At 68.7% G+C, this 22,487-nt stretch carries 23 protein-coding genes; 2 read left to right on the forward strand and 21 right to left on the reverse strand.

What is annotated here, in order from left to right:
- Positions 1–6: 6 nt before the first annotated feature.
- The 9 genes from efeB to J9315_RS09585 all read right to left on the reverse strand — a co-directional run bounded on the left by efeB (position 7) and on the right by J9315_RS09585 (position 9,449).
- Positions 7–1,257 (reverse strand): iron uptake transporter deferrochelatase/peroxidase subunit, encoded by a 1,251-nt coding sequence (gene efeB, locus J9315_RS09545; protein WP_211977702.1) that lies wholly within the window; start codon positions 1,255–1,257, stop codon positions 7–9.
- Positions 1,257–2,408, reverse strand: coding sequence for an iron uptake system protein EfeO (efeO, locus tag J9315_RS09550; protein ID WP_211977704.1), 1,152 nt, complete (start codon positions 2,406–2,408; stop codon positions 1,257–1,259). The genes efeB and efeO overlap by 1 nt, the downstream gene beginning before the upstream one ends.
- A 111-nt stretch (positions 2,409–2,519) precedes the next feature.
- On the reverse strand, positions 2,520–3,380 hold the full coding sequence (gene efeU, locus J9315_RS09555; RefSeq protein ID WP_211977706.1) for an iron uptake transporter permease EfeU: 861 nt from the start codon (positions 3,378–3,380) through the stop codon (positions 2,520–2,522).
- Between the two features lie 107 nt (positions 3,381–3,487).
- Positions 3,488–3,862 (reverse strand): monovalent cation/H(+) antiporter subunit G, encoded by a 375-nt coding sequence (locus tag J9315_RS09560; RefSeq protein WP_211977708.1) that lies wholly within the window; start codon positions 3,860–3,862, stop codon positions 3,488–3,490.
- On the reverse strand, positions 3,862–4,122 hold the full coding sequence (locus tag J9315_RS09565; RefSeq protein ID WP_198498645.1) for a monovalent cation/H+ antiporter complex subunit F: 261 nt from the start codon (positions 4,120–4,122) through the stop codon (positions 3,862–3,864). Before J9315_RS09565 ends, J9315_RS09560 begins: the two co-directional genes overlap by 1 nt.
- Positions 4,119–4,562 (reverse strand): Na+/H+ antiporter subunit E, encoded by a 444-nt coding sequence (locus J9315_RS09570; RefSeq protein ID WP_349251965.1) that lies wholly within the window; start codon positions 4,560–4,562, stop codon positions 4,119–4,121. Before J9315_RS09570 ends, J9315_RS09565 begins: the two co-directional genes overlap by 4 nt.
- Entirely contained in the window at positions 4,559–6,076 is a 1,518-nt protein-coding gene (locus J9315_RS09575; RefSeq protein ID WP_211977710.1) for a proton-conducting transporter membrane subunit, read from the reverse strand. The genes J9315_RS09570 and J9315_RS09575 overlap by 4 nt, the downstream gene beginning before the upstream one ends.
- Positions 6,073–6,405: a cation:proton antiporter subunit C gene (locus tag J9315_RS09580; RefSeq protein ID WP_198498643.1), complete on the reverse strand. Its 333-nt coding sequence runs from the start codon at positions 6,403–6,405 to the stop codon at positions 6,073–6,075. The genes J9315_RS09575 and J9315_RS09580 overlap by 4 nt, the downstream gene beginning before the upstream one ends.
- Positions 6,402–9,449 carry a DUF4040 family protein gene (locus J9315_RS09585; RefSeq protein ID WP_211977712.1) on the reverse strand — a complete coding sequence of 1,016 codons (3,048 nt, stop codon included), beginning with the start codon at positions 9,447–9,449 and terminating at the stop codon, positions 6,402–6,404. The genes J9315_RS09580 and J9315_RS09585 overlap by 4 nt, the downstream gene beginning before the upstream one ends.
- A 108-nt stretch (positions 9,450–9,557) precedes the next feature.
- Between J9315_RS09585 and J9315_RS09590 the strand changes: the two genes are divergently transcribed.
- Positions 9,558–10,688, forward strand: a complete 1,131-nt coding sequence (locus J9315_RS09590) for a glycosyltransferase family 1 protein (protein ID WP_249120868.1) — start codon at positions 9,558–9,560, stop codon at positions 10,686–10,688.
- Here the strand turns inward: J9315_RS09590 and J9315_RS09595 are convergent, their stop codons facing one another.
- The 12 genes from J9315_RS09595 to J9315_RS09650 all read right to left on the reverse strand — a co-directional run bounded on the left by J9315_RS09595 (position 10,689) and on the right by J9315_RS09650 (position 21,131).
- Positions 10,689–11,285 (reverse strand): histidine phosphatase family protein, encoded by a 597-nt coding sequence (locus J9315_RS09595; RefSeq protein WP_211977714.1) that lies wholly within the window; start codon positions 11,283–11,285, stop codon positions 10,689–10,691.
- Positions 11,282–11,740, reverse strand: coding sequence for a ribosome silencing factor (gene rsfS / locus J9315_RS09600; RefSeq protein ID WP_211977716.1), 459 nt, complete (start codon positions 11,738–11,740; stop codon positions 11,282–11,284). The genes J9315_RS09595 and rsfS overlap by 4 nt, the downstream gene beginning before the upstream one ends.
- Positions 11,741–11,766: 26 nt before the next feature.
- Entirely contained in the window at positions 11,767–13,485 is a 1,719-nt protein-coding gene (locus J9315_RS09605; RefSeq protein ID WP_211977718.1) for a hypothetical protein, read from the reverse strand.
- Positions 13,478–14,083: a nicotinate-nucleotide adenylyltransferase gene (gene nadD, locus J9315_RS09610; RefSeq protein ID WP_137825315.1), complete on the reverse strand. Its 606-nt coding sequence runs from the start codon at positions 14,081–14,083 to the stop codon at positions 13,478–13,480. The genes J9315_RS09605 and nadD overlap by 8 nt, the downstream gene beginning before the upstream one ends.
- Position 14,084: 1 nt before the next feature.
- Positions 14,085–14,237: a hypothetical protein gene (locus J9315_RS09615; RefSeq protein ID WP_171007026.1), complete on the reverse strand. Its 153-nt coding sequence runs from the start codon at positions 14,235–14,237 to the stop codon at positions 14,085–14,087.
- Positions 14,238–14,321: 84 nt separating this feature from the next.
- The gene (locus tag J9315_RS09620) at positions 14,322–15,611 is read right to left on the reverse strand and encodes a glutamate-5-semialdehyde dehydrogenase (RefSeq protein WP_211977720.1); all 1,290 of its coding nucleotides are present in this window, start codon (positions 15,609–15,611) and stop codon (positions 14,322–14,324) included.
- 3 nt (positions 15,612–15,614) lie between these two features.
- Positions 15,615–16,778, reverse strand: a complete 1,164-nt coding sequence (proB, locus tag J9315_RS09625) for a glutamate 5-kinase (RefSeq protein ID WP_211977722.1) — start codon at positions 16,776–16,778, stop codon at positions 15,615–15,617.
- Positions 16,775–18,307 carry a GTPase ObgE gene (obgE, locus tag J9315_RS09630; RefSeq protein WP_211977724.1) on the reverse strand — a complete coding sequence of 511 codons (1,533 nt, stop codon included), beginning with the start codon at positions 18,305–18,307 and terminating at the stop codon, positions 16,775–16,777. Before obgE ends, proB begins: the two co-directional genes overlap by 4 nt.
- 83 nt (positions 18,308–18,390) lie before the next feature.
- Positions 18,391–18,642 (reverse strand): 50S ribosomal protein L27, encoded by a 252-nt coding sequence (gene rpmA / locus J9315_RS09635; protein WP_137825319.1) that lies wholly within the window; start codon positions 18,640–18,642, stop codon positions 18,391–18,393.
- A 15-nt stretch (positions 18,643–18,657) separates the two neighbouring features.
- Positions 18,658–18,966, reverse strand: a complete 309-nt coding sequence (rplU, locus tag J9315_RS09640) for a 50S ribosomal protein L21 (protein ID WP_137825320.1) — start codon at positions 18,964–18,966, stop codon at positions 18,658–18,660.
- Positions 18,967–19,173: 207 nt separating this feature from the next.
- Positions 19,174–19,491, reverse strand: a complete 318-nt coding sequence (locus tag J9315_RS09645; RefSeq protein WP_198498635.1) for a chorismate mutase — start codon at positions 19,489–19,491, stop codon at positions 19,174–19,176.
- 107 nt (positions 19,492–19,598) lie between these two features.
- The gene (locus J9315_RS09650) at positions 19,599–21,131 is read right to left on the reverse strand and encodes an alanine/glycine:cation symporter family protein (RefSeq protein ID WP_211977726.1); all 1,533 of its coding nucleotides are present in this window, start codon (positions 21,129–21,131) and stop codon (positions 19,599–19,601) included.
- Between the two features lie 166 nt (positions 21,132–21,297).
- Between J9315_RS09650 and J9315_RS09655 the strand changes: the two genes are divergently transcribed.
- Positions 21,298–22,395, forward strand: a complete 1,098-nt coding sequence (locus J9315_RS09655; protein ID WP_249120869.1) for an SPFH domain-containing protein — start codon at positions 21,298–21,300, stop codon at positions 22,393–22,395.
- The last annotated feature ends 92 nt before the right edge of the window (positions 22,396–22,487 follow it).

The raw sequence follows: 22,487 nt of genomic DNA on the forward strand, positions 1-22,487 counted from the left end.
GCGCACTCACCCGAAGAGCGTCTGCCCGATCCAACCGCCCCTGCTCACGCCCGGCGGGATCGCGAAAAGCCCCGACCCCGTGTGGAGCAGGTATTCGCTCAGCGCGTCCTGGGATGCGAGCCGGTTCTGCATCGGCACATAGTCACGGGCAGGATCGGCGACGAAGGCGATGAAGAACAGGCCCGCATCGAGGTTGCCGCGCGCATCCGCGCCATCGGCGTAGTTGTATCCGCGGCGCAGGAGCCGCACGCCGCCGTTCTGCTTCGGATGCGCGAGATGGACGTGTGAGGTCACGGGGATGATCGGCTGACTGCCGGCACCTGCCATCGCGAAATCAGGGGTCGTGAACTCCTCGCCGCCGGACAGCGGCGCGCCGGTCATCTTCGTGCGGCCGAAGATCCGCTCCTGCCCGTCGAGGCTCTCCCGATCCCACGTCTCGATGTGCATGCGGATGCGCCGAGCGACGAGGAAGCTGCCGCCGTCGAGCCATGAGCCGTCCCGGACCCACACGTTCTCGTTGAGCGCGGTGTCCTCGTCGGAGCGGATGTTCGCCGTGCCGTCCTTGAAGCCGAAGAGGTTGCGCGGGGTCTCCTGGGCCGGAGACGTCGACGCCGTACGCCCGAAGCCCAGCTGCATCCACTTCGTCGAGACGATGCCGAAGCCCATCCGGATGAGGTTGCGCACCGCATGGACGGCGACCTGCGGATCGTCGGCGCACGCTTGGATGCACAGATCCCCGCCGACGCGCGCCTCGTCGAGCTGATCACCGGGAAAATGCGGCAGGTCGATGAGCCCGGCCGGCAGCTTCTTCCCGATGCCGAAGCGATCCTTCCCCTCGGCATCGGTGAAGAGGCTGCGGCCGAAGCCGATCGTCACCGTGAGGTGGCCGGCGCTCAGCCCCTGCGCCTCCCCCGTGTCCTCGGGCGGAGCGTACCGCGAGCCGTCGGCGACGCCGCCCTCGACGACCGGCAGCCCCTGACTGAGATTGGCCGCAGCTGCCGTCCACGTCTTGAGGAGGTCGATGAGCTCCTCACGGTCGTCGGTGAGGACGTTGATCGCGGCGAAGCACATGCGGTCCTGGGCCTCGGTGACGATCCCGGCCTGGTGCGCGCCGTAGAAGTCGACGACATCGGAATCGGCCCCGACCGCCTCGGCGAGCGGATCATGCGCGAAGTACCCGGCCGCGGCACCGGCCGCGACGGCACCCGCCCCGATGCCGAACATCGCTCTGCGCGACACACCCGGCCGGTCCGCCATCAGCCCACCACTTTGTCGGTGAGCTGGGAGAGCGGTTCGGAGAGCGCGTTGACGGAATCGGACAGGGCCTTGACCTCGTCCTCGCTCAGCTCGGTGTAGAGGACGAACCCGTCGCCCTTACGGTGCTCGTCGAGGAGGGTCTGGAGGTCGGCAAAGCGCGTCTTGAGCGTCGCGTCGAGCTCCTTGTCGCGCGTGGCCAGCAGCGGCTGGAGGTTCTCGTACGCGACCCTGGCGCCGTCGACGTTGGCCTGGAAGTCCCACAGGTCGGTGTGCGACCAGGTCTCCTCCTCACCGGTGACCTTGCCGGTGGCCACCTCGTCGAGGAGCTCCTTGGCCCCGTTGGAGAGCTGGTCGGGGGTGAAGCTCATGTCCCGGGTCCGGTCGTAGAGGACCTGCGTGTCGGAGACGAGGAGGTCGGCGTACTTCGTCCGATCACCCTCGCTCAGCGCCGTGTACCCGTCCTTCGGCGGCCACAGGTCCTTCTCGATGAGGTGCCAGCCGGTCCACTCCTGTCCCTCCTCGAGGTCGGCCTCACGCAGGTCGAGCTTGGGGTCGAGGTCGCCGAAGGATTCGGCGACGGGTTCAATGCGCTCCCAGTTCGTGCGCACCTGGGCGTAGAGGGTCCGCGCCTTATCGTCGTCGCCGTCCTTGTACGCCTGCGCGAACTCCTCGGTGCCGGTGAGCAGCTGTTCCGTCTGATCCTTCACGTACGCCGCGTACTGCGTCGTCGCCTGCTCGGCGAGCTGCGAGTCCTCGGCGCTCACGCTCTGGCCCCCGGTGCCCTTCGTCACCGTGAAGTCCCCGCGCAGCCCGTCACCGACCATGCCCGGTTTGCATGCCGTGAAGTACTTGCCCTCCGGGGCGGTGACCGTGAGCGTGCGCTCAAGTCCCGGCGCGATGTTCTCGACCTCGCCGATGATGCGCAGTCCGTCCTCGCCGAGGAGGTAGAACTCCGTGACCTTCGATCCGTCGTTCGTCACGGAGAACTTCAGGGTGCCCGCCGGGGCCTCCTGCGCGGCGACGTCGCACGAGTCGTCGGTGCTCGTCACCGCGATCGTGCCGTCACCGGCATCATTGGGTTCGCAGCCGGTGAGCACGAGCGCTCCGCCGACGGCGAGGCCGATGGCGAGACGGGGCCAGAGAGTGGTCATATCGGTCCTTTGATCGTTGTCCTGCACAGAGGCAGAGGGAGGTCCGCCGAGGCGGTCGCCGGGGAATCGGCAGAGGTGGAGTCAGGGTGGGCCGCCGGTGGCAGCGCGGGCTCACGCGGCGGCGACGCCGCGGGCGGCCGGTCGCGCTGCCGGTGTCGGGGAGGCGCGGAGGCTGCGGATGAAGAGCGCGCCGACGACGATGACGTAGAGCCACCACACGGTGAACTCGACCCACGTCGTCGCCGGTGAGAAGTTGAAGATGCCCTTGAGCAGGACCCCGTACCAGCTCGTCGGCGGAACGGCGTCGGAGACGTCGAAGGCCAGGGCGTGGAGACCGGGGACGACTCCGGCCTCCTGGAGGTCGTGGAACCCGTAGGCGAGGACGCCGGCGGCGATGAGGATGAGGAACGCCCCCGAATAGCGGAAGAACGCCGAGAGGTTGAGTCTGAGCAGGCCCTTGGCGATGAGCCATGCGAGGACGACGGCGATGGCGATGCCGGCGATCGCGGCCGCCGTGAGGCCGAGCGCCGAGGTGGTGCCGGTGGCGTTCGCGCGGGTGGCGGCCCAGAGGAAGAGCGCGGTCTCGAGCCCTTCCCGGCCGACGGAGAAGGCGCCGAGGATGACGAGGCCGATGACGGGACCGTCGAGGGCCTTGTCCGCCGCCGCCCGCAGCTCGCCGCCGAGGCTCTTCGCCGTCCTCGCCATCCAGAAGATCATCCACGTGACGAAGCCGACGGCGATGATCGAGAGGGTCCCACCGATGAACTCCTGGGCCTCGAACGTCAGCGTCGAGGGGCCGAAGGTGAGCAGCGCTCCGAAGCCGAGGGACACGAGGATCGCCGCGGCGATCCCCCACCACATCGCCCTGACCTCACGGGTCCGGCCGATCTTGCCAAGGTAGCCGATGAGGATGCTCACGATGAGAGCGGCCTCGAGGCCTTCGCGCAGGCCGATGAGGAATGTCTGGAACATAGGCGGCTTTCTGGTCCTGGGGAGCGCCGCGGGGCACGGCTCGCTCAGCCTAGCATAAGGAAAGCCTTACTTAATCCTCAGAGTGCCGCGAAATCTCACGCGCCGGCTCACGGAGCTGGATCCTCGATGCCCTCCGGGGGCTGGGCCAGACGGTTCGGCGAGGTCTTGCGGTAGATCGGCTGCCCCGACAGCACACTCGCCCGCGACAGCGTGTTGCTTGCGACCGAGGAGACGATGATGAGACAGAGGACGGCGATGAGCGCGATGAACAGCGTCATCACCCTGAAGCCCTCGGTGTGGAGCGTGTGGATGTAGGCGGCGATGACGATGAGCGGCATGCCCAGGCCGGTGGCCGGGGAGAACACGTTGATCCGGGAGAGCGCGTCCTTGACCCGGAACATCGCCAGCGCCGAGGCGAGCATGAGCAGGGAGCCGGTGATGCCGAAGATCCCGACGAGAACGGTGGCGACGGTGTCCGACATCAGCGGTGCCCCCTCGTGAGGATCCGGGACAGGGCGATCGTCGCGAGGATGCCGACCATCGAGGCGAGGAAGATGACGTCGAGGACGATCGAGGAGGACACGCTGATCGCGATCATCGTCAGTATCCCGATCGCACAGAAGTAGATGAGATCGCTGACGACCGCGCGGGACCCCAGGTCGCGGGCGGTGAGCACGCGGATGAGGCCGACGACGATCGCGGCGGCGAGAATGATCGCACAGATGGCGACGATGACGGTCATCGCCGTCTCCTCTCCTCTTCGGCGGACGGGTTGTGGGGGCCGGGATCGACCCAGGCGGCCTCCACCTCGGCGACATCCGAGGCCGAGGACTGCGGCGCCCGGCCGCGCGTCATCGCGAGCAGGCGCGATTCCATGTCGTAGAGACCGGCCAGCGCGTCCTCCTCGGAGTCCTCGAAGAGGCAGTGGACGAAGAAGACCGGCGGGGTCGTCGCGGTGCCCGCGGCGATCGCGGTGACGAGCGTGCCCGGGGTGATCGTGATCGACGAGGCGAAGAGGGTGACCTCGAGGTCGGTGCGGCAGCGCAGCGGCACCTCGACGATCATCGGGTGGGCGTAGGGCCTCCCGACGCGGAAGAGGTGGCCGACGACCGTCGCCGATCCTGTGATGATCGCCCAGAGGATGTAGAGGACGTAGGAGATGCCGTGGAGGATGCGCATCATCGTCCGATCACCGCCTCGATGTATTCGGTGTGGTCGAGCAGTCCCGCCGCGGCCCGCCCGGTGATCTCGAGCAGGGGTTCGGGCCAGACGAAGATCGCCACGGACAGCGCGATCATGATCGTCGCCGGCACGAGCAGTCGACCGGGGATGCGCACGTCATCGGTGATCGCCACCGAGGCGGCGCGTCCGGTCTCCGCGGAATCGGGGCGGTACGACTGCATCGGGGCACCCCAGAATGTGTTGCGCCACGTGTTCTGCAGGGCGAGCATGGAGATGAGCGAGCCGATGACGATCGCGGAGACGAGCCACCAGCCGGCGGCGTCCTCGACGGCAGTGGCCGCGGAGATCAGGCCGATCTTCCCCCACATGCCCGAGGTCGGGGGCAGGCCGATGAGCGAGAAGAGTCCGAGGACCATGAGCACCGCCGCCCACTTCTCGCGACTGGCCAGACCGGAGAGCTTCTTGAACGACCCGGTGCCGTATGTCTGCTCGATCGCGCCCATGACGAGGAGGAGACCGGCCATCGTGATCATGTGGTGGACCATGTAGAAGGCACCGGCGGCCAGGGCCTGGGCGGTGAGCAGGGCGACGCCGAGGAGGATGTGGCCGACACCGGAGGTCATCTGGAAGGCGAGCACGTTGCGCACCCGGTTCTGCCCGAAGCCGGAGAGGGAGCCGACGATGATGCTGACGACGGCGATCGCGACGATGGCGTTGGCCCAGGCCGGGGGCTCACCGTAGACGGTCGTGCAGATGCGGTAGATCGCGTAGAGGGCGACCTTCGAGTGGAGACCGGCGAAGAGCGACATCATCCCCGCCGAGGTGTTCGGGTAGCTGCGGGCCAGCCAGCCGTGGAACGGGGCGCCGCCGGCCTTGACGAGCAGAGCGAAGAGGACGATCCCGAGCGCGAGCGCCCCCTGCCCCGTCGGGGTGCCGAGGGAGGCGAGCACGGCGAGGTTGACGGTCCCGAGGGCACCGTAGACGAATCCGACGCCGATGAGCAGCAGGGTCGAGGTGAGCAGGTTGACCATGACGAACATCCGCCCCACGCCGAGGCGGCGCCACGTTCCCGTGACCGCGATGAGCGCGTAGGCCGGCAGCACCATGACCTCGATGAAGACGAAGAAGTTGAAGAGGTCGCCGGTGAGGATCGCCCCGTAGACGCCGGTGAGCATCATGAGGATGAGCGCCGGCACGAACCGGTACTGGTCCTCCCCGGTGCTCACGAGGAAGATGCAGCTGACCAGGGACGTCAACGACGTCAGGAGCAGCATGAGCGCGGTGAACGTGTCCGAGACGAACGGGATCGCCAGCCCCGGGATGTAGCCGCCGACGGAATGGGCGACGACGGGTTCCGTGCGGTGGAGGATGAGCAGCCCGATCGCCGCGGCCCCGACGAACGAGGGCACGGCGAACAGCAGGATCCGGTCGAAGGTGCGCGAGGTGATGAGCACGCTGAGCGCCGAGGCGAGCAGCGGGATCGCGACGAGGAGGAGCAGGAGGGAGGAGTTCACGATTCGCGGACCTCCCCGGTCTCCGGAGCGCGCTTCTGGTCATCGTCGTGGCCGAGCACGGCGAGGGCGAGCATGAAGATCGTCACCGCAAGCGTGATGACGATCGCGGTGAGGACGAACGCCTGCGGCAGCGGGTCGGCGGCCATCGTCTGGTCACCGCGTTCGGCCAGCGGCTCGACGCGCCAGGCCCCGACTCCGGCGGAGAGCAGGATGAAGTTCGCGGCATGCGAGACCAGGGTGAGGCCGAAGACGCCGCGGACCATGGACCGCTGCATCATGAGGTAGACGCCGCCGGCGGTGAGCACGCCGATCGTCAGGGCAAGGATCATCGCGGATCCCCCTCCTTCGTGGTCGGGACTTCACCGCGGTCGAGCGGTGCATCACCGTCGAGGATGTGCGTCGTCGAGGCCCTCGCCTTCTCCTCCGAGCCGCGGCCGACGATTCTCTCTCCGCGACCGGGCCGCTCGCCTCTGATCGACTCGAGCGGACCGCGCAGCTCACCGTAGAGGAGCTCATCGGCGCGTTCCCGCGTGAGTTCGACGTCACGGCGGATGATGCCGTCGGTGAGCACGTCGTCACCGGCCGGGGTCGCCGCGGAGTCGGAGACGCCGAGGATGTTGAAGGAGAGGAGGATGAGGCCGAGGACGGCGAGGTAGACGCCGACGTCGAAGAGCATTGAGGTCGTGAAGCGCTGACCGAGGATGTAGGTGTGCAGCGGCTCGAGGAACGAGCCGGCGAAGATCAGCCCGAGCAGGCCGGTGACCACGGCGATGCCGATGCCGAGGCCGATGAGGTAGAGCGGTGCCCGCGGGGGTCCGATGGCCCGGTCCTTGGCCGTCGACATGTAGAGCAGGCCGATGACGGCGGAGCCGACGAGTGCCGCGATGAAGCCGCCGCCGGGTTCGTTGTGTCCGCGCCAGAAGATCATCAGCGAGGCGATGATGAGCAGCGGCCCGAGCACCTTGATCGTCAGCTGCAGCGGGATGACGTTGGGCCACGCCTCGTGGACGCCGCGGTAGGCGCTCGTGCCCTTCGGGCGCACCGTCACCCACGCCCGCCTCGGCGGTTCCGGGATGTTCTCCGCCGGCGGGTCGATGTAGCGGTCCTTGACCGTCGACATCACCGCGACGATCGCGATGCCGGCCATGCCGAGCACGGTGAGCTCGCCGAGGGTGTCAAGAGCACGGAATTCGACGAGGATCGTGTTGACGATGTTGTGGCCGCCGCTGATCTCCGGGGCCTGCTCGATGTAGTAGAGGCCGAGGTCGGAGCGCTCGCGGCGCCCGTTGAGCATGAGGGTGAGCACGGTGACGGCGATGCCGACGAGGATCGCGAAGATCGCCCGGGTCGACTGCAGGCGCTTCGAGTACCGCCAGAACGAGCGCGGCAGCTTCTGGAGGACGAGCATGATGACGATGATCGTCATCGCCTCGACGAGCAGCTGTGTGAGGGTGACGTCGGGCGCGCCGAGGGCGAGGATCTGCACGGTGGCGAGGATGCCGATGGCCGAGAGCGCGACGACCGTGGTCAGACGCGAATGCGAGGTGCACACGACGAGGACGGCGACGGTGATGAGGACGAGGAGGATGATGTCGGCGGGCCGCCACAGGTTCGGCTGGAGCGGCGGCAGGCTCGGGTAGACCGCGGGCACGGAGAGGAACGTGATGAGCGCGAGGCCGCCGAGCGTCGTCGCGAGGTAGGGCGTCGAGTTCATCGGCCGCACGACTATGCCGAGGCCGCGGCCGAGGCGCTGGAGACCGTCGGCGATGCCGGCGATGACGTCGGCGCCGTCGAAGCTGAGCCGGGCGCGGTGGAAGAAGACGAAGACGCGGGACCGGTTGATGATGACGACGATGCCGATGGCGATGATGAGGCCCGAGGCGATGAGCTCGGGGGTGAACCCGTGCCAGAACTTCACGTGGACGGGTTCGATCTCCCCGGGGAGCGCCGCGGCGACCACCGCGGTGAGCGGGGTGTCGAAGAGGTAGAGGACGAGGCTGAGCGGCAGGGAGGCGACGATCGGCAGGGCCGCGGCGGCGAGCATGATCGGCGAGGAGTGCTCGAGTTCGGACTTCGTCACCGGTTTGCCGTCGATGAACGCCCCCCACACCGTCTTCGCGCAGTAGGCGAAGGTGAGCACCGAGGCGGCCACGGCGATGACGAAGAGCATCCACCCGGCGCCGCCGGATTCGACGAGGGCGGTGAACAGCGACTCCTTCGACACGAAGCCGAGCAGCGGCGGGATCCCGGCCATCGAGGCGCACCCGAGGATCATCACGACGAAGGCCGTCGGGGCCGGACCCATGAGGCGCGGGATGCGGGTGAGTTCGCGGGTCCCGGCGAGGTGGTCGACGACGCCGACCATCATGAACAGACCGGACTTGAAGAGCGCGTGGGCGATGATGTGCAGGGCCGCCGCGGCGATCGCGGCTTCGGTGCCGACGCCGATGACGGCGGTGATGAGGCCGAGCTGGGACACCGTCGAGTACGCCATGAGCTTCTTGACGTCGTGCTGGTTGAGCGCGAACCAGCCGCCGATGCACGCGGTGATGAGTCCTGAGGCGATGAGGAGGACGTTCCAGGCCGGGGTGGCGTGGAAGGCCGGGGAGAACCGGAGCATGAGGAAGACGCCGGCTTTGACGACGGCCGCGGCGTGGAGGTACGCGGAGACGGGGGTGGCCGCGGCCATGGCGTCGGGCAGCCACGAGTGGAACGGGAACTGCGCGGACTTCGTCATGCCGGCGATCGCGACGAGGACGGCGACGAGCGTGGCGGCCGCCGGCTGCGCGGCCCACGCCCCGGAGAGCAGGGCCTCGTTGAGGTTCGTCGTGCCGGTCACCGCGATCGTCAGACCCACGGCGACGAGGAGCGTGAGGCCGCCGATGAAGGTGATGAACAGGGTGCGCAGGGACGGTGCCTGCCCGGGCGACCCGGAGCGGGCGATGAGGAAGAACGACGCCAGCGACGTCAGTTCCCAGCAGATGAAGAGGACGATGAGGTTGTTGCTGAGCACGAGGGCGACCATCGAGAACGTGAAGATCACCATGAGCCAGTAGAAGCTCGTGTTGCGTCCCCGCGGCAGGTACCCGGTCGAATAGATGAAGACGACGGCACCGATGACGAGGGCGATGTACGTGAAGATCACGCCGATGCCGTCGGCGCGCAGGGCGATGTCGACGCCGAGGCTCGGCACCCACGAGACCGTCTCCTCCGGCGTCGACCCGGCCATCACCTCGGCGGCGGTGGGAGTGAAGAGGGCGGCGACGGCGAGGTAGGCGGCGGCCAGCGGCCATCCGGTGGCTCGACCCATGAGGCGGGTCAGGAGCGGGGTGAGGACGACGAGGGCGGCGAGTGCGATAATCGTTAGGATCATGACCGGAGCCTCAGGGCTTCGGACGCAGGTGCTGGTTCCTTCACTCACTGGCCCTTCGTCGCGGCGAACGCTCACTTTCGAATGTTCAGACTATCGACTCGGAGTTCCATGAGCAAAAACCCACGCGGTCCACAGGCCCCCGATCGAATCAGGGTCTTCTTCGACGCGCGCTTCACCCGAACGACCCATCACGACGGGATCTCCCGGTACGGTTCGTGCCTGCTCGAGGCCCTGCTCGAGGCGACCGCGGGCACGGACATCGAGGTCACCGCGATCATCAGCGACGACGCCCAGCTCGCCCTCCTCCCCGAGTGCCCGTGGGTCAAGCTCAGCTCCCCGCTCTCCCCCGCCGAGGTGGGCATCGCGAAGCGGCTCAACGACCTCGGCGCTGATGTCGTGTTCTCGACGATGCAGGTCATGGGGTCGACCGGTCGCCGCTACGGGCTCATCCTCACCGTCCACGACCTCATCTACTACTCCCACCCGCTCCCACCGGCCGACCTGCCGGCCCCGGTGCGGCTGCTGTGGCGGCTCTACCATCTCAGTTACACCCCGCAGCGGCTGCTGCTCAACCGGGCCGATGCGATCGCCGCGGTGAGTGAGACGACGAAGGCCCTCATCGCCGATGAGCACCTGACGACGAAGCCGGTGACCGTCGTGTCCAACGCCGCCGAGGTCGCCGCCGCCGCACCTCGGTCGGTCGATCGGTCGGGGGCGAAGTCCCTGGTCTACATGGGTTCGTTCATGCCGTACAAGAACGTCGAATCCCTCATCCGCGCCCTGGAGCACCTGCCCGGGTGGACGCTGCACATCGCGAGCCGGATCGAGGGGCGGCGGGAGGCGGCGCTGCGGGCGCTCATCCCCGATCGCGCGCGGGTCGTCTTCCACCGCGGGGTCAGCGATGAGGAGTATGCGCAGCTGCTCGAGGAGGCGACGGCGCTCGTCACGGCCTCCCGCGCCGAGGGCTTCGGGCTGCCCGTTATCGAGGCGATGGCCAAGGGCGTGCCCGTCGCGGTCTCCGACATCCCGATCTTCCATGAGATCGCCGGGGACGCCGCGGAGTACTTCGACCAGGACGATCCCGCGTCGATCGCCGAGGCGGTCGGGAGGCTCACCGAGCCCGCGGCCTGGGCCCGGGCCGCCGCGGCCGGGCAGGCGCAGTCGCAGAGGTTCGCGTGGTCGGAGTCAGCCGCTGCTCTCGTCGGCCTCATCCGGGATGTCCACGCGAAGCGACGGTGATCAGTCGGGGGCTTCGCCCCAGTTGCGCAGCACCCACGTGTCACCGGTGAAGCCGAATTCGCCGTGTCCGCAGTTCGCGAGGACCGCGAGTCGGCCGGTTCCGGTCATGTCGAGGAGGATCTCCGCGGCCCCGCGCAGCACCGCGCCGTGTGCGACGATGGCGATCGACTCCGCATCCGAGGTCGTGACGATGTCGGTGATGGCACGGGCCACCCGCAGCGAGGACTCGCTGCGGGTCTCTCCCCCGGGCGGCTTCGGGTCGCCGCCGGAGACCCACTTGTGCAGCTCCTCGGGCCAGACTGCCGCGATCTCCTCGCGGGTCAGGCCCTCCCACTCGCCGAAGGCCATCTCCCGCAGACGCGGATCGCGTTCGACGCTCGTCCCCAGCCGGTCGGCGAGGGCGTCGGCGGTGACCGCTGCCCGCAGCAGGTCGGAGGAGACGATGAGGTCGGGGTTGCGGGCGGCGAGGACGGCGGCGGCCCGCTCGGCCTGGTCGAGTCCGACGGCGTTGAGCGGAATGTCGGACTGTCCCTGGAAGCGCCGCTGCAGGTTGAAGTCCGTCTGCCCGTGCCGCCAGACGATGACGGTCTTCGTCATCGAGTCTCGGTGTCGGTGCCGGTCGAAGGCCCGCCGGACTCGGCGTCGTCGGATTCGGTCTCGCCGGCTGCAGCGCCGTCGGCCGCAGTGTCGTCGATCGCAGCGTCGTCGATCGTCACGTCGATGACGGGAACGTCCTTCCACAGGCGCTCGAGCGCGTAGTACTCGCGCTGTTCGGTGGAGAAGACGTGGACGACGATGTCACCGTAGTCGAGGAGCACCCAGTCACCGGTGCCGCGTCCCTCCCGGCGCAGGGGTTTGCGACCGGCCTGCTTGAGCAGCGCTTCCTCGACGCCGTCGACGATCGCACCGACCTGGCGTTCGTTCTCCGCGGACACGATGAGGAAGGCGTCGGTGATGTAGAGGGTGGAGCTGACGTCGAGGGCGACGATGTCGGTGCCGAGCTTGTCATCGGCGCCTTTGGCGGCGATCCGAAGCAGTTCAGTGGTGTCCACGTGGTCCTTTCCCAGGGTTCAGGTTGTCACAGCAGCATGACGAGTGCGATGACGATGAGGGCGACGGCGAAGAGCGCGGCCACGCCCAGCACGATAAAGGGTACTTTGGATGGCTCTTCGCCAACAAGGATCTGCCCGTCGTACCCGGTCACGGCACTCGCCTTGATGCGGGTGCCGGGCGGGTTCTCGGTCTCTTCGTCCTCGTAGTCGGCGTTCGGCAGGGACCACGCCTCGGGGACGGTGTCCATCGGACGGGTCTCGGGGTTCGCGGCGAGTTCGCGGGCGGCGTCGTCGGCCGACTGCGCGGTCGTCTCGGTACCGGAGTCGCGGTCCTGTGCGGTACCCGACGCGGTGTCCGACACCGCGGCGGCCGGTGCCGTCCCACCGCTCGTCGACGCTGCGCCGTCCTTCGAGCCGGCTTCGCCTTTCGAGCCGGCACCGCCCTTCGATGGCGTGTCGCCCTTCGAGGCCGCGCGGTCCTTCGGGGCCGGGGACTCCTTCGCGCCGGGTTCGGAGACCTTCGCCGAGGCGGCGGTGACGACCCGCACGCCCGAGGTGCTCGGTGGATTGACGATCGGCATCCGCCGGGACCGGGTGGCCGGTTCCGGACCGTCCGAGTCCGTTCCGGCGGCGGGCTTCCCAGCCGCATCGGACTCCGCGGCGGGGGTCGTCTTCGTCGCCGCATCCGCCTTCGCGGAATCGGTCTTCGCGTCGGTCGTGGCGGCGTCCGTCTTCGCGGCAGACGCACCGGTGTCCGCGGTCGGCGCCTTCGCCGCCGCGTCTCCGCTCGGCGTCGTCGGCGCGGAGGCTGAGGTCGTCTCCGGGAGAGGACGGGAGAGCGCGTCGTCGGGACCGGAGGCCGGTCGCGGCGCGGAGTCGGCGGTCACCGGTGATTCGAAGTCGCGGGCAGCCACTTCGGCCGAGGACCCGCCGAAGCCGGCGGCGTCGAACGATTCGTGCCCGGCCGAGGATCCACCCGGGCCCGTGCCGCCGGCCGGCGAGGCCGCGTCGCGGGACTGGGAGTCAGCGTCGGCCTCGGCGGGGTCGGCGATGACCGGGATCGCGCCGGTCGAGAGGTCGCCGTCCATCGACAGGCCGTGCTCGCGCAGGTAGCGCTTGCGTGCGGCGCGCGATTCGAAGTGCGGCAGCGGTGCGCGGCGGGGGTCGAGCCGATCCTCGGCGTTGACCGGCGGCCGCTCCTGCGGCAGGTGATCGGAGGCCAGCGCTCCGCGCTCGTGGGAGACCTTCGGAGTCGGCGCCGGGTCGATGCGCGACGACGGGAGGTCAGCGGGGGTCGATCCCGCGCTCCCGCCGCCGGCCGGGGCCGGTTCCGCCGCGGCGGGCTGGGTCGGCGACTCGGGAGCCGGTCTCGCCGGAGACGCTGGAGCTGAAGCAGCCTGCGGAGCCGCAGGTGCCTGCGCGGACGGAGGAGTCTGAGGCGGCGAGGCCGGAGGTGCCGACGGCGCGGACGCAGGGGCGCTAGACGGACGTGCCGACGGAGTCGCCTCACCGGCGCCCGGGGCTGCACCGCCACCGGCGGCGGCCGGAGCGTCGCCGCCTGACGCGGTGTCCGCCTCGGCGGTCGTCGTCGGCTTCTCGGTCGGACGCTTCGGCGGGGTGAGGAAGTCCGCACGGCTGCCCTCGGAGCCCTGGGGAGCGGACGACCTGGCCTCGAACTCCTCTTCCGCGGCCATTCGCTCGGCTTCGCGCCTGGCACGTCGAGACGTGAACTGCTCTTCAGCCATTTCCACTCCTGTACAGATCGTGTTTCGCGATGTACTGCACCACGCCGTCCGGCACGAGGTACCAGACCGGGGCCCCATCCATCACCCGTTGTCTGCAGTCCGTTGACGAGATCGCCAGCGCCGGGATCTGCGCGAGACTCAGCCGGTCGACGGGCAGGCCCTCGCTGCGGAGTTCGTGCCCCGGCCGGCTGACCCCGACGAAGTGCGCCAAGGAGAACAGCTCATCGACATTCTTCCATGTCAGAATCTGAGCCAAAGCGTCCGCGCCGGTGATGAAGAACATCTCCGTGTTCTCGCCGAGGCTGTTCGACAGATCCCGCAGGGTGTCGATCGTGTAGGTCGGCCCGGGGCGGTCGATGTCGACGCGGGAGACGCGGAACCGCGGGTTCGACGCCGTCGCGATGACCGTCATGAGGTACCGGTGCTCGGCGTCGGTGACGGTCTTGTCGTCCTTCTGGTACGGCCGGCCGGTGGGGACGAAGACGACCTCGTCGAGGTCGAACGTCGACTGCACCTCACTGGCCGCGACCAGGTGTCCGTGGTGGATGGGGTCGAAGGTGCCGCCCATGACACCGACCCGACGTGTACGTTCTGCCATATCAGTGGCGGTACGAGATGCCCTTCCACGACCGTGCGACGACGGCCATCGAGATGAAGATCGCGAGGGTGATGAGGCCGTAGCCGATCGGCTCCATCGGCAGCTCGGTGTGTGCCGCGCCTTCGGTTGCGGCGGCCAGCAGAGTTGCGTTCACGAGAGTGCTCCTTGTCCCTTGATGAGTCTGTTCACTTCAGTTTCTCACGCCCTGTCGTCTGCGTGCGCAGCGACATGGGCGAAGTCAGTCGCGGATCTGCCCGTTTCCGAGCATGACCCACTTCGTCGTCGTCAGCTGCTCGACACCCATCGGTCCGCGGGCGTGGAGCTTCTGCGTCGAGATGCCGACCTCGGCGCCGAACCCGAACTCGCCGCCGTCGGTGAAGCGGGTCGAGACGTTGACGCCGACGGCGGCGGCGTCGATGGCTGTGACGAAGGTCTCGGCGTTGTCGATGTCCTTCGTCACGATCACCTCGGTGTGGCCCGAGGTGTAGGCGCGGATGTGCTCGATCGCCTCGTCGATGCCGGAGACGAGCTTGATCGCGAGTTCGAGGTCGAGGTACTCCTTGGCCCAGTCCCGGCGCGAGACGCGGCGGATCTTCATCGACTCGGGCGCCAGGGCTGCGACATCGGCGTCGGCGTGGACGACGACCCCGGCCTTGTCGAGGCGTTCGAGGATCTTCGGCAGCACGCGCTTGGCGGCCTTCTCATGGACGAGCAGGGTCTCGAGTGCGTTGCAGACGCTCGGCCGCTGCGTCTTCGAGTTGAGGACGAGGTCGACGGCGTTCTTCACCGTCGCCGAGGAGTCGATGAACATGTGGACGTTGCCGATGCCCGTCTCGATGACGGGCACGATCGACTCCTGGACGACGGTGTTGATGAGCTCGGCCCCACCGCGCGGGATGAGGAGGTCGACGTAGTCGCGGGAGTTCATCAGCACGACGGCGCCGTCGCGGCCGTGCTGGTCGATCGTGTTGATCGTGTCCGCGGGCAGGCGGACGGATTCGACGGCGCGGCGGAGGACGGAGACGAGTTCGGCGTTCGTGTTCTCCGCGGCCGAGCCCCCGCGCAGGATCGTCGCGTTGCCGGCCTTGAGCGCGAGGATCGCGATGTCGACGGTGACATTGGGGCGGGCCTCGTAGATCGCGCCGATCACGCCCATCGGCACCCGGTTCTGGGTCAGGCGCACACCGTTGGGCAGGGTGCGGCCGACGACGACGGTGCCGACCGGATCGGGGATGTCGATGACCTGTTCGACCGCCGAGGCGATCGCGGAGATCCGCTCCTCGTCGAGGCGGAGCCGATCGAGGAGGGATTCGCTCATTCCGTTCTCGGCGCCTGCGGCGAGGTCGGTCTCATTGGCTTTGACGATGCGCGCGGAGTTCGCCCGCAGCCCGTCGGCGATCGCCTGGAGGGCGGCGTTCTTCTCCGCGGTCGAGGTCGTGGCCAGACGTGCGGCGGCCGCCTTCGCGTTCCTGGCGATCCGCGTCACCCCGCGCACGATCTTGGGATGGATGTCGGCAGCAGCGGGCATGGACTAACTCCTCTCGCTCACATGCGTGAGGACGAGATCATTGCGATGGATGACTTCTTTACGGTAGTCACTTCCCAGCCGGGTGCCAAGTTCCTCGGTGGTCAGGCCGAACATCGTCGGCAGCTCGGCGGCGGAGAAGTTCGTCATCCCCCGCGCCACGATCTGCCCGCCGGTGTTCCTGATCTCGACCGGATCCCCGGCCTCGAAGTCCCCCTCGACGCCGACGACGCCGGCGGCGAGCAGGCTCGTGCCGCGCGACCGCACGGCCGCCTCGGCGCCGTCGTCGATCGTCACCGAACCGAACGTCTTGGCGAGGTGGCGCAGCCACAGCAGTCGGGTGCCGCGGCGGCGGTGGGTGACGGCGAAGGATGTGCCCGCACTCCCCCCGGTGAGCACGTCGCCGACCCGGTCGGCGGAGGTGAGCACGGCGGGGATGCCGGAGTCGGTGACCATGAGGGCGGCGTCGACCTTCGTCGCCATGCCCCCGGTGCCCGTGCCGGCCGTGCCGACCCCGCCGATCGCCACGGCACCGAGGCCGTCGGGCCCGGCGACATGGTCGATGCGCCGGGCGTCGGGCTGGGACGGGGGTCCCGTGTAGAGGGCGTCGACGTCGGAGAGGAGGACGAGGGCGTCGGCGTGGGAGAGGTGGGCGACGAGCGCGGCGAGCCGGTCGTTGTCGCCGAAGCGGATCTCCTCGGTGGCCACGGCGTCGTTCTCGTTGACGATCGGCAGCGTGCCCAGGGACAGCAGCCGGTCGATCGCCCGCTGCGCGTTCTTGTACCGGGTGCGCCGGATGAGGTCGTCGGCCGAGAGCAGGACCTGGGACGGAACGAGGTCGAAGCGGCCCAGCGCCCGCGCGTACGCGGCCATGAGGAGTCCCTGTCCGACACCGGCGGCGGCCTGCTGGGTGGCGAGGTCGCGCGGCCGGCGGCGCAGGCCCACGGGTTCGAGTCCCGCGGCGATCGCTCCCGAGGAGACGAGGATGATCTCCCGTCCCCCGGCCCGGTGGGCGGCGATGACGTCGGTGAGCGCCACGAGCCGTGACTCGTCGAGTCCGCCGTCGAGGGTCGTCAGCGACGAGGAGCCGACCTTGACGACGACGCGCTTGGCGCCGGCGATGTCGGCCCGCACGGTCGCGGAGTCGGCGGCCGCGGTCGTCGCCGTCATCGCTCGTCGGAGGAGTTCTCGCGGGCGGCGCGCTCGGCGAGCCGCTCCTTCTCGAACTCCGCCCGGGTGGCGGCCTTCGCGTCCTGCCGCTCGTGGTAGGCGGCCTTGCGCTCCTTGCGGCTTGCGCGGGCCTCCTCCTCGAGGCGCAGGTCGGTGCCGCGGGAGCCGAGCAGCTCGGCACCGCCGACGCTCGTGGGGTCCCAGTCGAAGACGACACCGTCGCCTTCGCCGATGACGACGGTATCGCCCGGGGTCGCACCGGCCTTGAACAGGGCCTCTTCGACGCCGAGGCGCTCGAGGCGGTCGGCGAGGTAGCCGACGGCTTCGTCGTTGGCGAAATCGGTCTGGACGACCCAGCGTTCGGGCTTGTCGCCGAGGACCCGGAAGACCGGACCGTCGGCGTCGCGTTCGGTGCGGATCGTGAAGCCCTTGTCGTCGACGGCCTTGGGCCGGATGACGACGCGCTGCGGCACGGCCTCGAGCTCGGCCCGCCGTTCGCGTTCGGCGGCGACGAGACCGGCCATCGCGAAGGAGAGTTCGCGCAGCCCCGCATGGCTGACGGCGGAGACTTCGAAGACCCGGTAGCCGGCGGCTTCGAGGTCGGGGCGGACGATGTCGGCGAGTTCGCGGCCGTCGGGGATGTCGACCTTGTTGAGGGCGACGAGCTTCGGACGCTCCGACAGCGGGAGGTCGCCGCCCTCCTCGCCGAGGTCGACGGAGTACGCTGCGAGTTCGGATTCGATGACCTCGAGGTCGGAGACGGGGTCGCGGCCGGGCTCCCACGTCGCCATGTCGATGACGTGGACGAGGGCGGCGGTCCGTTCGACGTGGCGGAGGAACTCGAGGCCGAGGCCCTTGCCCTCGGACGCCCCGGGGATGAGCCCGGGGACGTCGGCGACGGTGTAGCGGACATCCCCGGCTTCGACGACGCCGAGGTTGGGCACGAGCGTCGTGAACGGGTAGTCGGCGATCTTCGGCTTCGCCGCCGACAGCGCGGCGATGAGACTCGACTTGCCCGCCGAGGGGTAGCCGACGAGCGCGACGTCGGCGATCGTCTTGAGCTCGAGGACGAGCGTGGAGGCCTCACCGGGTTCGCCGAGGAGGGCGAATCCGGGCGCCTTGCGCTTCGTCGAGGCGAGAGCGGCGTTGCCGAGCCCGCCGCGGCCGCCGGCCGCGGCGACGAACTCGGTGCCGGCGCCGACGAGGTCGGCGAGGATCTCGCCGTCCTGGGTCTTGACGACCGTGCCGTCGGGCACGGGCACGATGAGGTCCCTGCCGTCGGCGCCGTGGCGCAGGTCGCCCTTGCCGATGCCGCCGCCGTCGGCCTTGAGGTGCGGGCGGTGGTGGAGGGGCAGCAGGGTCGTCGTCTGCGGGTCGACGACGAAGGTGATGTCACCGCCGCGGCCGCCGTTGGCCCCGTCGGGGCCGCCGAGCGGTTTGAACTTCTCCCGCCGGATCGACGAGCAGCCGTTTCCGCCGTCGCCGGCCGCGAGGTGTACCGTGACGCGATCAATGAACTCGGTGGCCATGATGTCCTTATATCAGATGAAGGGTGAGTCGAGAGACTCACCCTTCATGGACCCCTGAAGCGGGGCAGATCAGATCGTATCGGTCAGACGCCGACGATGTTGACGATCTTGCGACCGTTGCGCTTGCCGAACTCGACGGCACCGGCGGTCAGAGCGAAGAGCGTGTCGTCTCCGCCGCGGCCGACGTTCGCGCCGGGGTGGAACTTCGTGCCGCGCTGGCGGACGATGATCTCACCGGCCTTGACGACCTGGCCGCCGAAGCGCTTGACACCGAGGTACTGCGGGTTCGAGTCGCGACCGTTGCGGGTCGAGCTGACTCCCTTTTTGCTTGACATGTCAGAGGCCTCCTCTTACTTGATGTTCGTGATCTTCAGACGGGTGAGGTCCTGGCGGTGGCCCTGACGCTTCTTGTACCCGGTCTTGTTCTTGTACTTCTGAATCACGATCTTGGGACCGCGGAGCTCACCGACGACCTCGGCGCTGACCGAGATCTTGGAGAGGGCATCGGCGTCGGTCGTGACCGCGTCGCCGTCGACGAAGAGAACGGGTTCGAGCGTGACGCTGTCCCCGGCCTGCGCCTTCATTCGATTCACTGTGATGATGTCGCCGACGCTGACCTTTTCCTGGTGGCCACCGGCACGGACAATGGCGTAGACCATGGTCGAACCCTTTCTGCGTAAGAAATCTTGCGAACGGCGGTTGATGCCTTGGCTCGACAGGGAGCGGACTCCCTGCACGACAGACCCATTGAGAGGAATCACCGGCCGTGGTGCGACGGACGCACCGACGTTCAAGTTTAGTCGATCCCGGCCGCGAACGGCAAACCGGTGCGGAGGTGACCTCCGCCTCGTCACGGGACCGGATGCTCAGCCCTCGCGGGACTCCGCGATCCGCTCGTGATGGTGGATCACCTCGGCGACGATGAAGGCGAGGAACTTCTCCGCGAACTCCGGGTCGAGGTGCGAGTCCTCGGCGAGGCGGCGCAGGCGGGCGACCTGCCGGGCCTCCCGGGCCTCGTCGGCCGGGGGCAGGCCGTGGTCGGCCTTGAGCACGCCGACGGATTCGGTGAGCTTGAAGCGCTCGGCGAGCAGGTGGATGAGGGCGGCGTCGATGTTGTCGATGCTGCCCCGCAGCTCGAGCAGGCGGTCGGCGGCCCGGGAGGCGGCGGTGTCGTCGTCAGTCACGCGAACAGTCTAGACAATCCGCGGGTGCCGTGGGGCCGGTGACAGCGCCGCGGACACGGCCGTGCCCCGACCGTCGCGGGGACGGCCGGGGCACGGGAGGGTGAGGGTCAGGCGGGCTGCTCGACCGGGACGGCGTCCTTGGTGTCCGGGTCGGTGAGGGTGCCGGCCTTGCGGTCGGCGAGGTACTTCTTCATCTCCTTCTTCACGACCGGCATGAGGAGGTAGAGGCCGAGGATGTTGATGAAGGCACACATGAACAGCGCCGCATCGGCGAACTCGACGACCTTGCTGAAGCTGGCGACACAGCCGATGACGACGAAGACGCAGACGAGGACGCGGAAGGCCATGATCGTCGCCCGGCCGCGGCCGAAGAGGTAGCTCCAGGCCCGTTCGCCGTAGTACGTCCACGTGATGAGAGTGGAGAACGCGAAGAGCGCGACGGCGACGGCGAGCAGCGCCGGGTACCACGAGGCGACGGTGGAGAAGGCGTCCGAGGCCAGGGCCACACCGCCGATCTCGCCTTCGCCGAGGTCCTCGCGGTACGAGGGCTGGTTGGCGACGATGATCGTCAGAGCGGTCATGGTGCAGATGACGACGGTGTCGATGAAGGGCTCGAGGAGGGCGACGAAGCCCTCGGAGATCGGCCGGCGGGTCTTGACCGCCGAGTGCGCGATGGCGGCCGAGCCGATGCCGGCCTCGTTCGAGAACGCCGAGCGCTGGAAGCCGATGATCATGACGCCGACGATGCCGCCGGCGATGCCCTGCGGGTTGAACGCGCCTTCGAAGATCTCGCCGATCGCCATCGGGATCTGCTGGAAGTTGATGCCGAGGACGAGGAGGCAGGAGACGACGTAGAAGATCGCCATCGCCGGGACGAGCTTGTCGGTGACCTTCGCGATCGAGCGGATGCCGCCGAGGATGACGAGTCCGACGAGGAGGGCGAAGAGGATGCCGAAGATCAGTCCGGCCCATGCGCCGCCGAGGAAGCCGTCCGCGCCGCCGGTGGCGGTGCGGACCTGGGCGAACGTCTGGTTGGCCTGGAACATGCCGCCGCCGACGACACCGAAGATGAGGATCGCGACGGCGAAGACGCCGGTGAGGATCGCGGCCACGGGCTTGGAGAACCGGCGGAAGGCCACCGGCAGGTACTTGAACGGTCCGCCGTGGACGACGCCGTTCTCATCGATCTCGCGGTACTTCACGCCGAGCGTGCACTCGACGAACTTCGTGCACATGCCGAGCAGACCGGCGATGATCATCCAGAATGTCGCACCCGGTCCACCGAGGGCGACGGCGACGCCGACACCGGCGATGTTGCCGAGTCCGACGGTGCCCGAGAGCGCGGAGGCCAGGGCCTGGAAGTGGGTGATCTCGCCGGGGTCGGTGGGCTTGGAGTACTTGCCGCGGACGACGTCGAGGGAGACCTTGAAGCCGCGGAACTGGATGAAGCCGAAGTAGAGGGTGAAGATCAGGGCTCCGAGGATGAGCCAGAAGACGACGAACGGGAAGGAGATCTCGCCGATCGTGATGGGCACGAAGATCACACTGGAGAACCAGGTGGCGATCGGATCGAACCAGGAGTTGATGGCATCGTCGACGGGTGACGTCGGTGCGTCTGACGCAAGCAGCAGTATGTCCATGTCGATCAAATGTTCCGCAATGCGACACCGGGATCAAGCAATCGACCTTCCAATATTCGGACAGTTACAGAACTGTTATCTGCATCACACCGACTCCGTCGCAAGTGACATTGGTCTCACTGCGGGTTTCGGATAGTGGATTTCCGGTGTGACCTAGACTGGCCGCATGTCACAGAACCCTCCCCCGCCCCAGCGTCCGACGCCTCCGCCCCAGCAGCCCTGGCAGCAGGGACAGCCCCCGATGCCGCAGCAGTCCGGGCGACCGGGCGGGCAGCGTGCGGGAGCGAGCCCCCAGTTCGACGGCGGACCCGCCGGCGGTCGGCCGGGGGCGGATCAGCCGACCCGCATCGAGTCGGTCGAGGGCGATCGGGTCCGCGAACGACCGGCCGGCGCGGTTTCGGGGTACTTTGCGATCGTCGGCGCCGTCGTCCTCCTCCTCGTGGCGATCCTCCTCGGACTCGTCGGCTTCGGCCTGATGATCGCACAGAGCCCGCTCGGCATCATCCTCCTCGTCCTCGGCGTCCTCGCCTTCATCGCCTCGCTGTTCCTCTTCAAGGGCTGCACCTCGGTGGCGCCCGGCCACGCCGTCGTCCTCCAGCTCTACGGCAAGTACGTCGGCACGGTGCGGCAGTCGGGTCTGCGCTTCGTCAATCCCCTCTTCTCGAAGATCCAGATCTCCACGCGCATCCGCAATCACGAGACCTCGACCCTGAAGGTCAACGACCTCGACGGCAATCCCATCGAGATCGGCGCGGTCGTCGTCTGGCAGGTCCGCGACACGGCTCAGGCGATGTTCGAGGTCGACGACTTCGAGGAGTTCGTCGCCATCCAGGCCGAGACGGCGGTGCGCCACATCGCGAACTCCTACGCCTACGACTCCTCCGATCCGCAGCGGATGTCCCTGCGCGACAATGCCGATGAGATCACGGAGAAGCTCTCCGCCGAGGTGGCCGCCCGAGTTGCCGCCGCCGGCGTGTCGATCATCGAATCCCGGATCACCCAGCTCGCGTATGCGCCGGAGATCGCCCGGGCGATGCTTCAGCGGCAGCAGGCCACCGCGGTCGTCGCGGCCCGGCAGCTCATCGTCGAAGGGGCGGTGGGCATGGTCGAGACGGCGATCGAGCAGATCGAGCGCCGTGACATCGTCTCGCTCGGGCACGCCGAGCGCAGCGACCTCGTGACGAACCTCATGATCGTCCTCTGCGGCGATCAGGCCGCGCAGCCGACGATCAGCACGACCCGGAACAAGCAGTCGGGCACCTGACCCACCGGTCGCCCGCTCACCGGCCCCCTGCGGCTCACATGCCCGGCCCGCGCGCATCCGGGCCGGGCATGTCAGCCGGGCAAGGGCCCTGA

The sequence above is a fragment of the Brevibacterium sp. W7.2 genome, assembly GCF_018137945.1.
GTDB classification, from domain to species: Bacteria; Actinomycetota; Actinomycetes; order Actinomycetales; family Brevibacteriaceae; genus Brevibacterium; species Brevibacterium sanguinis.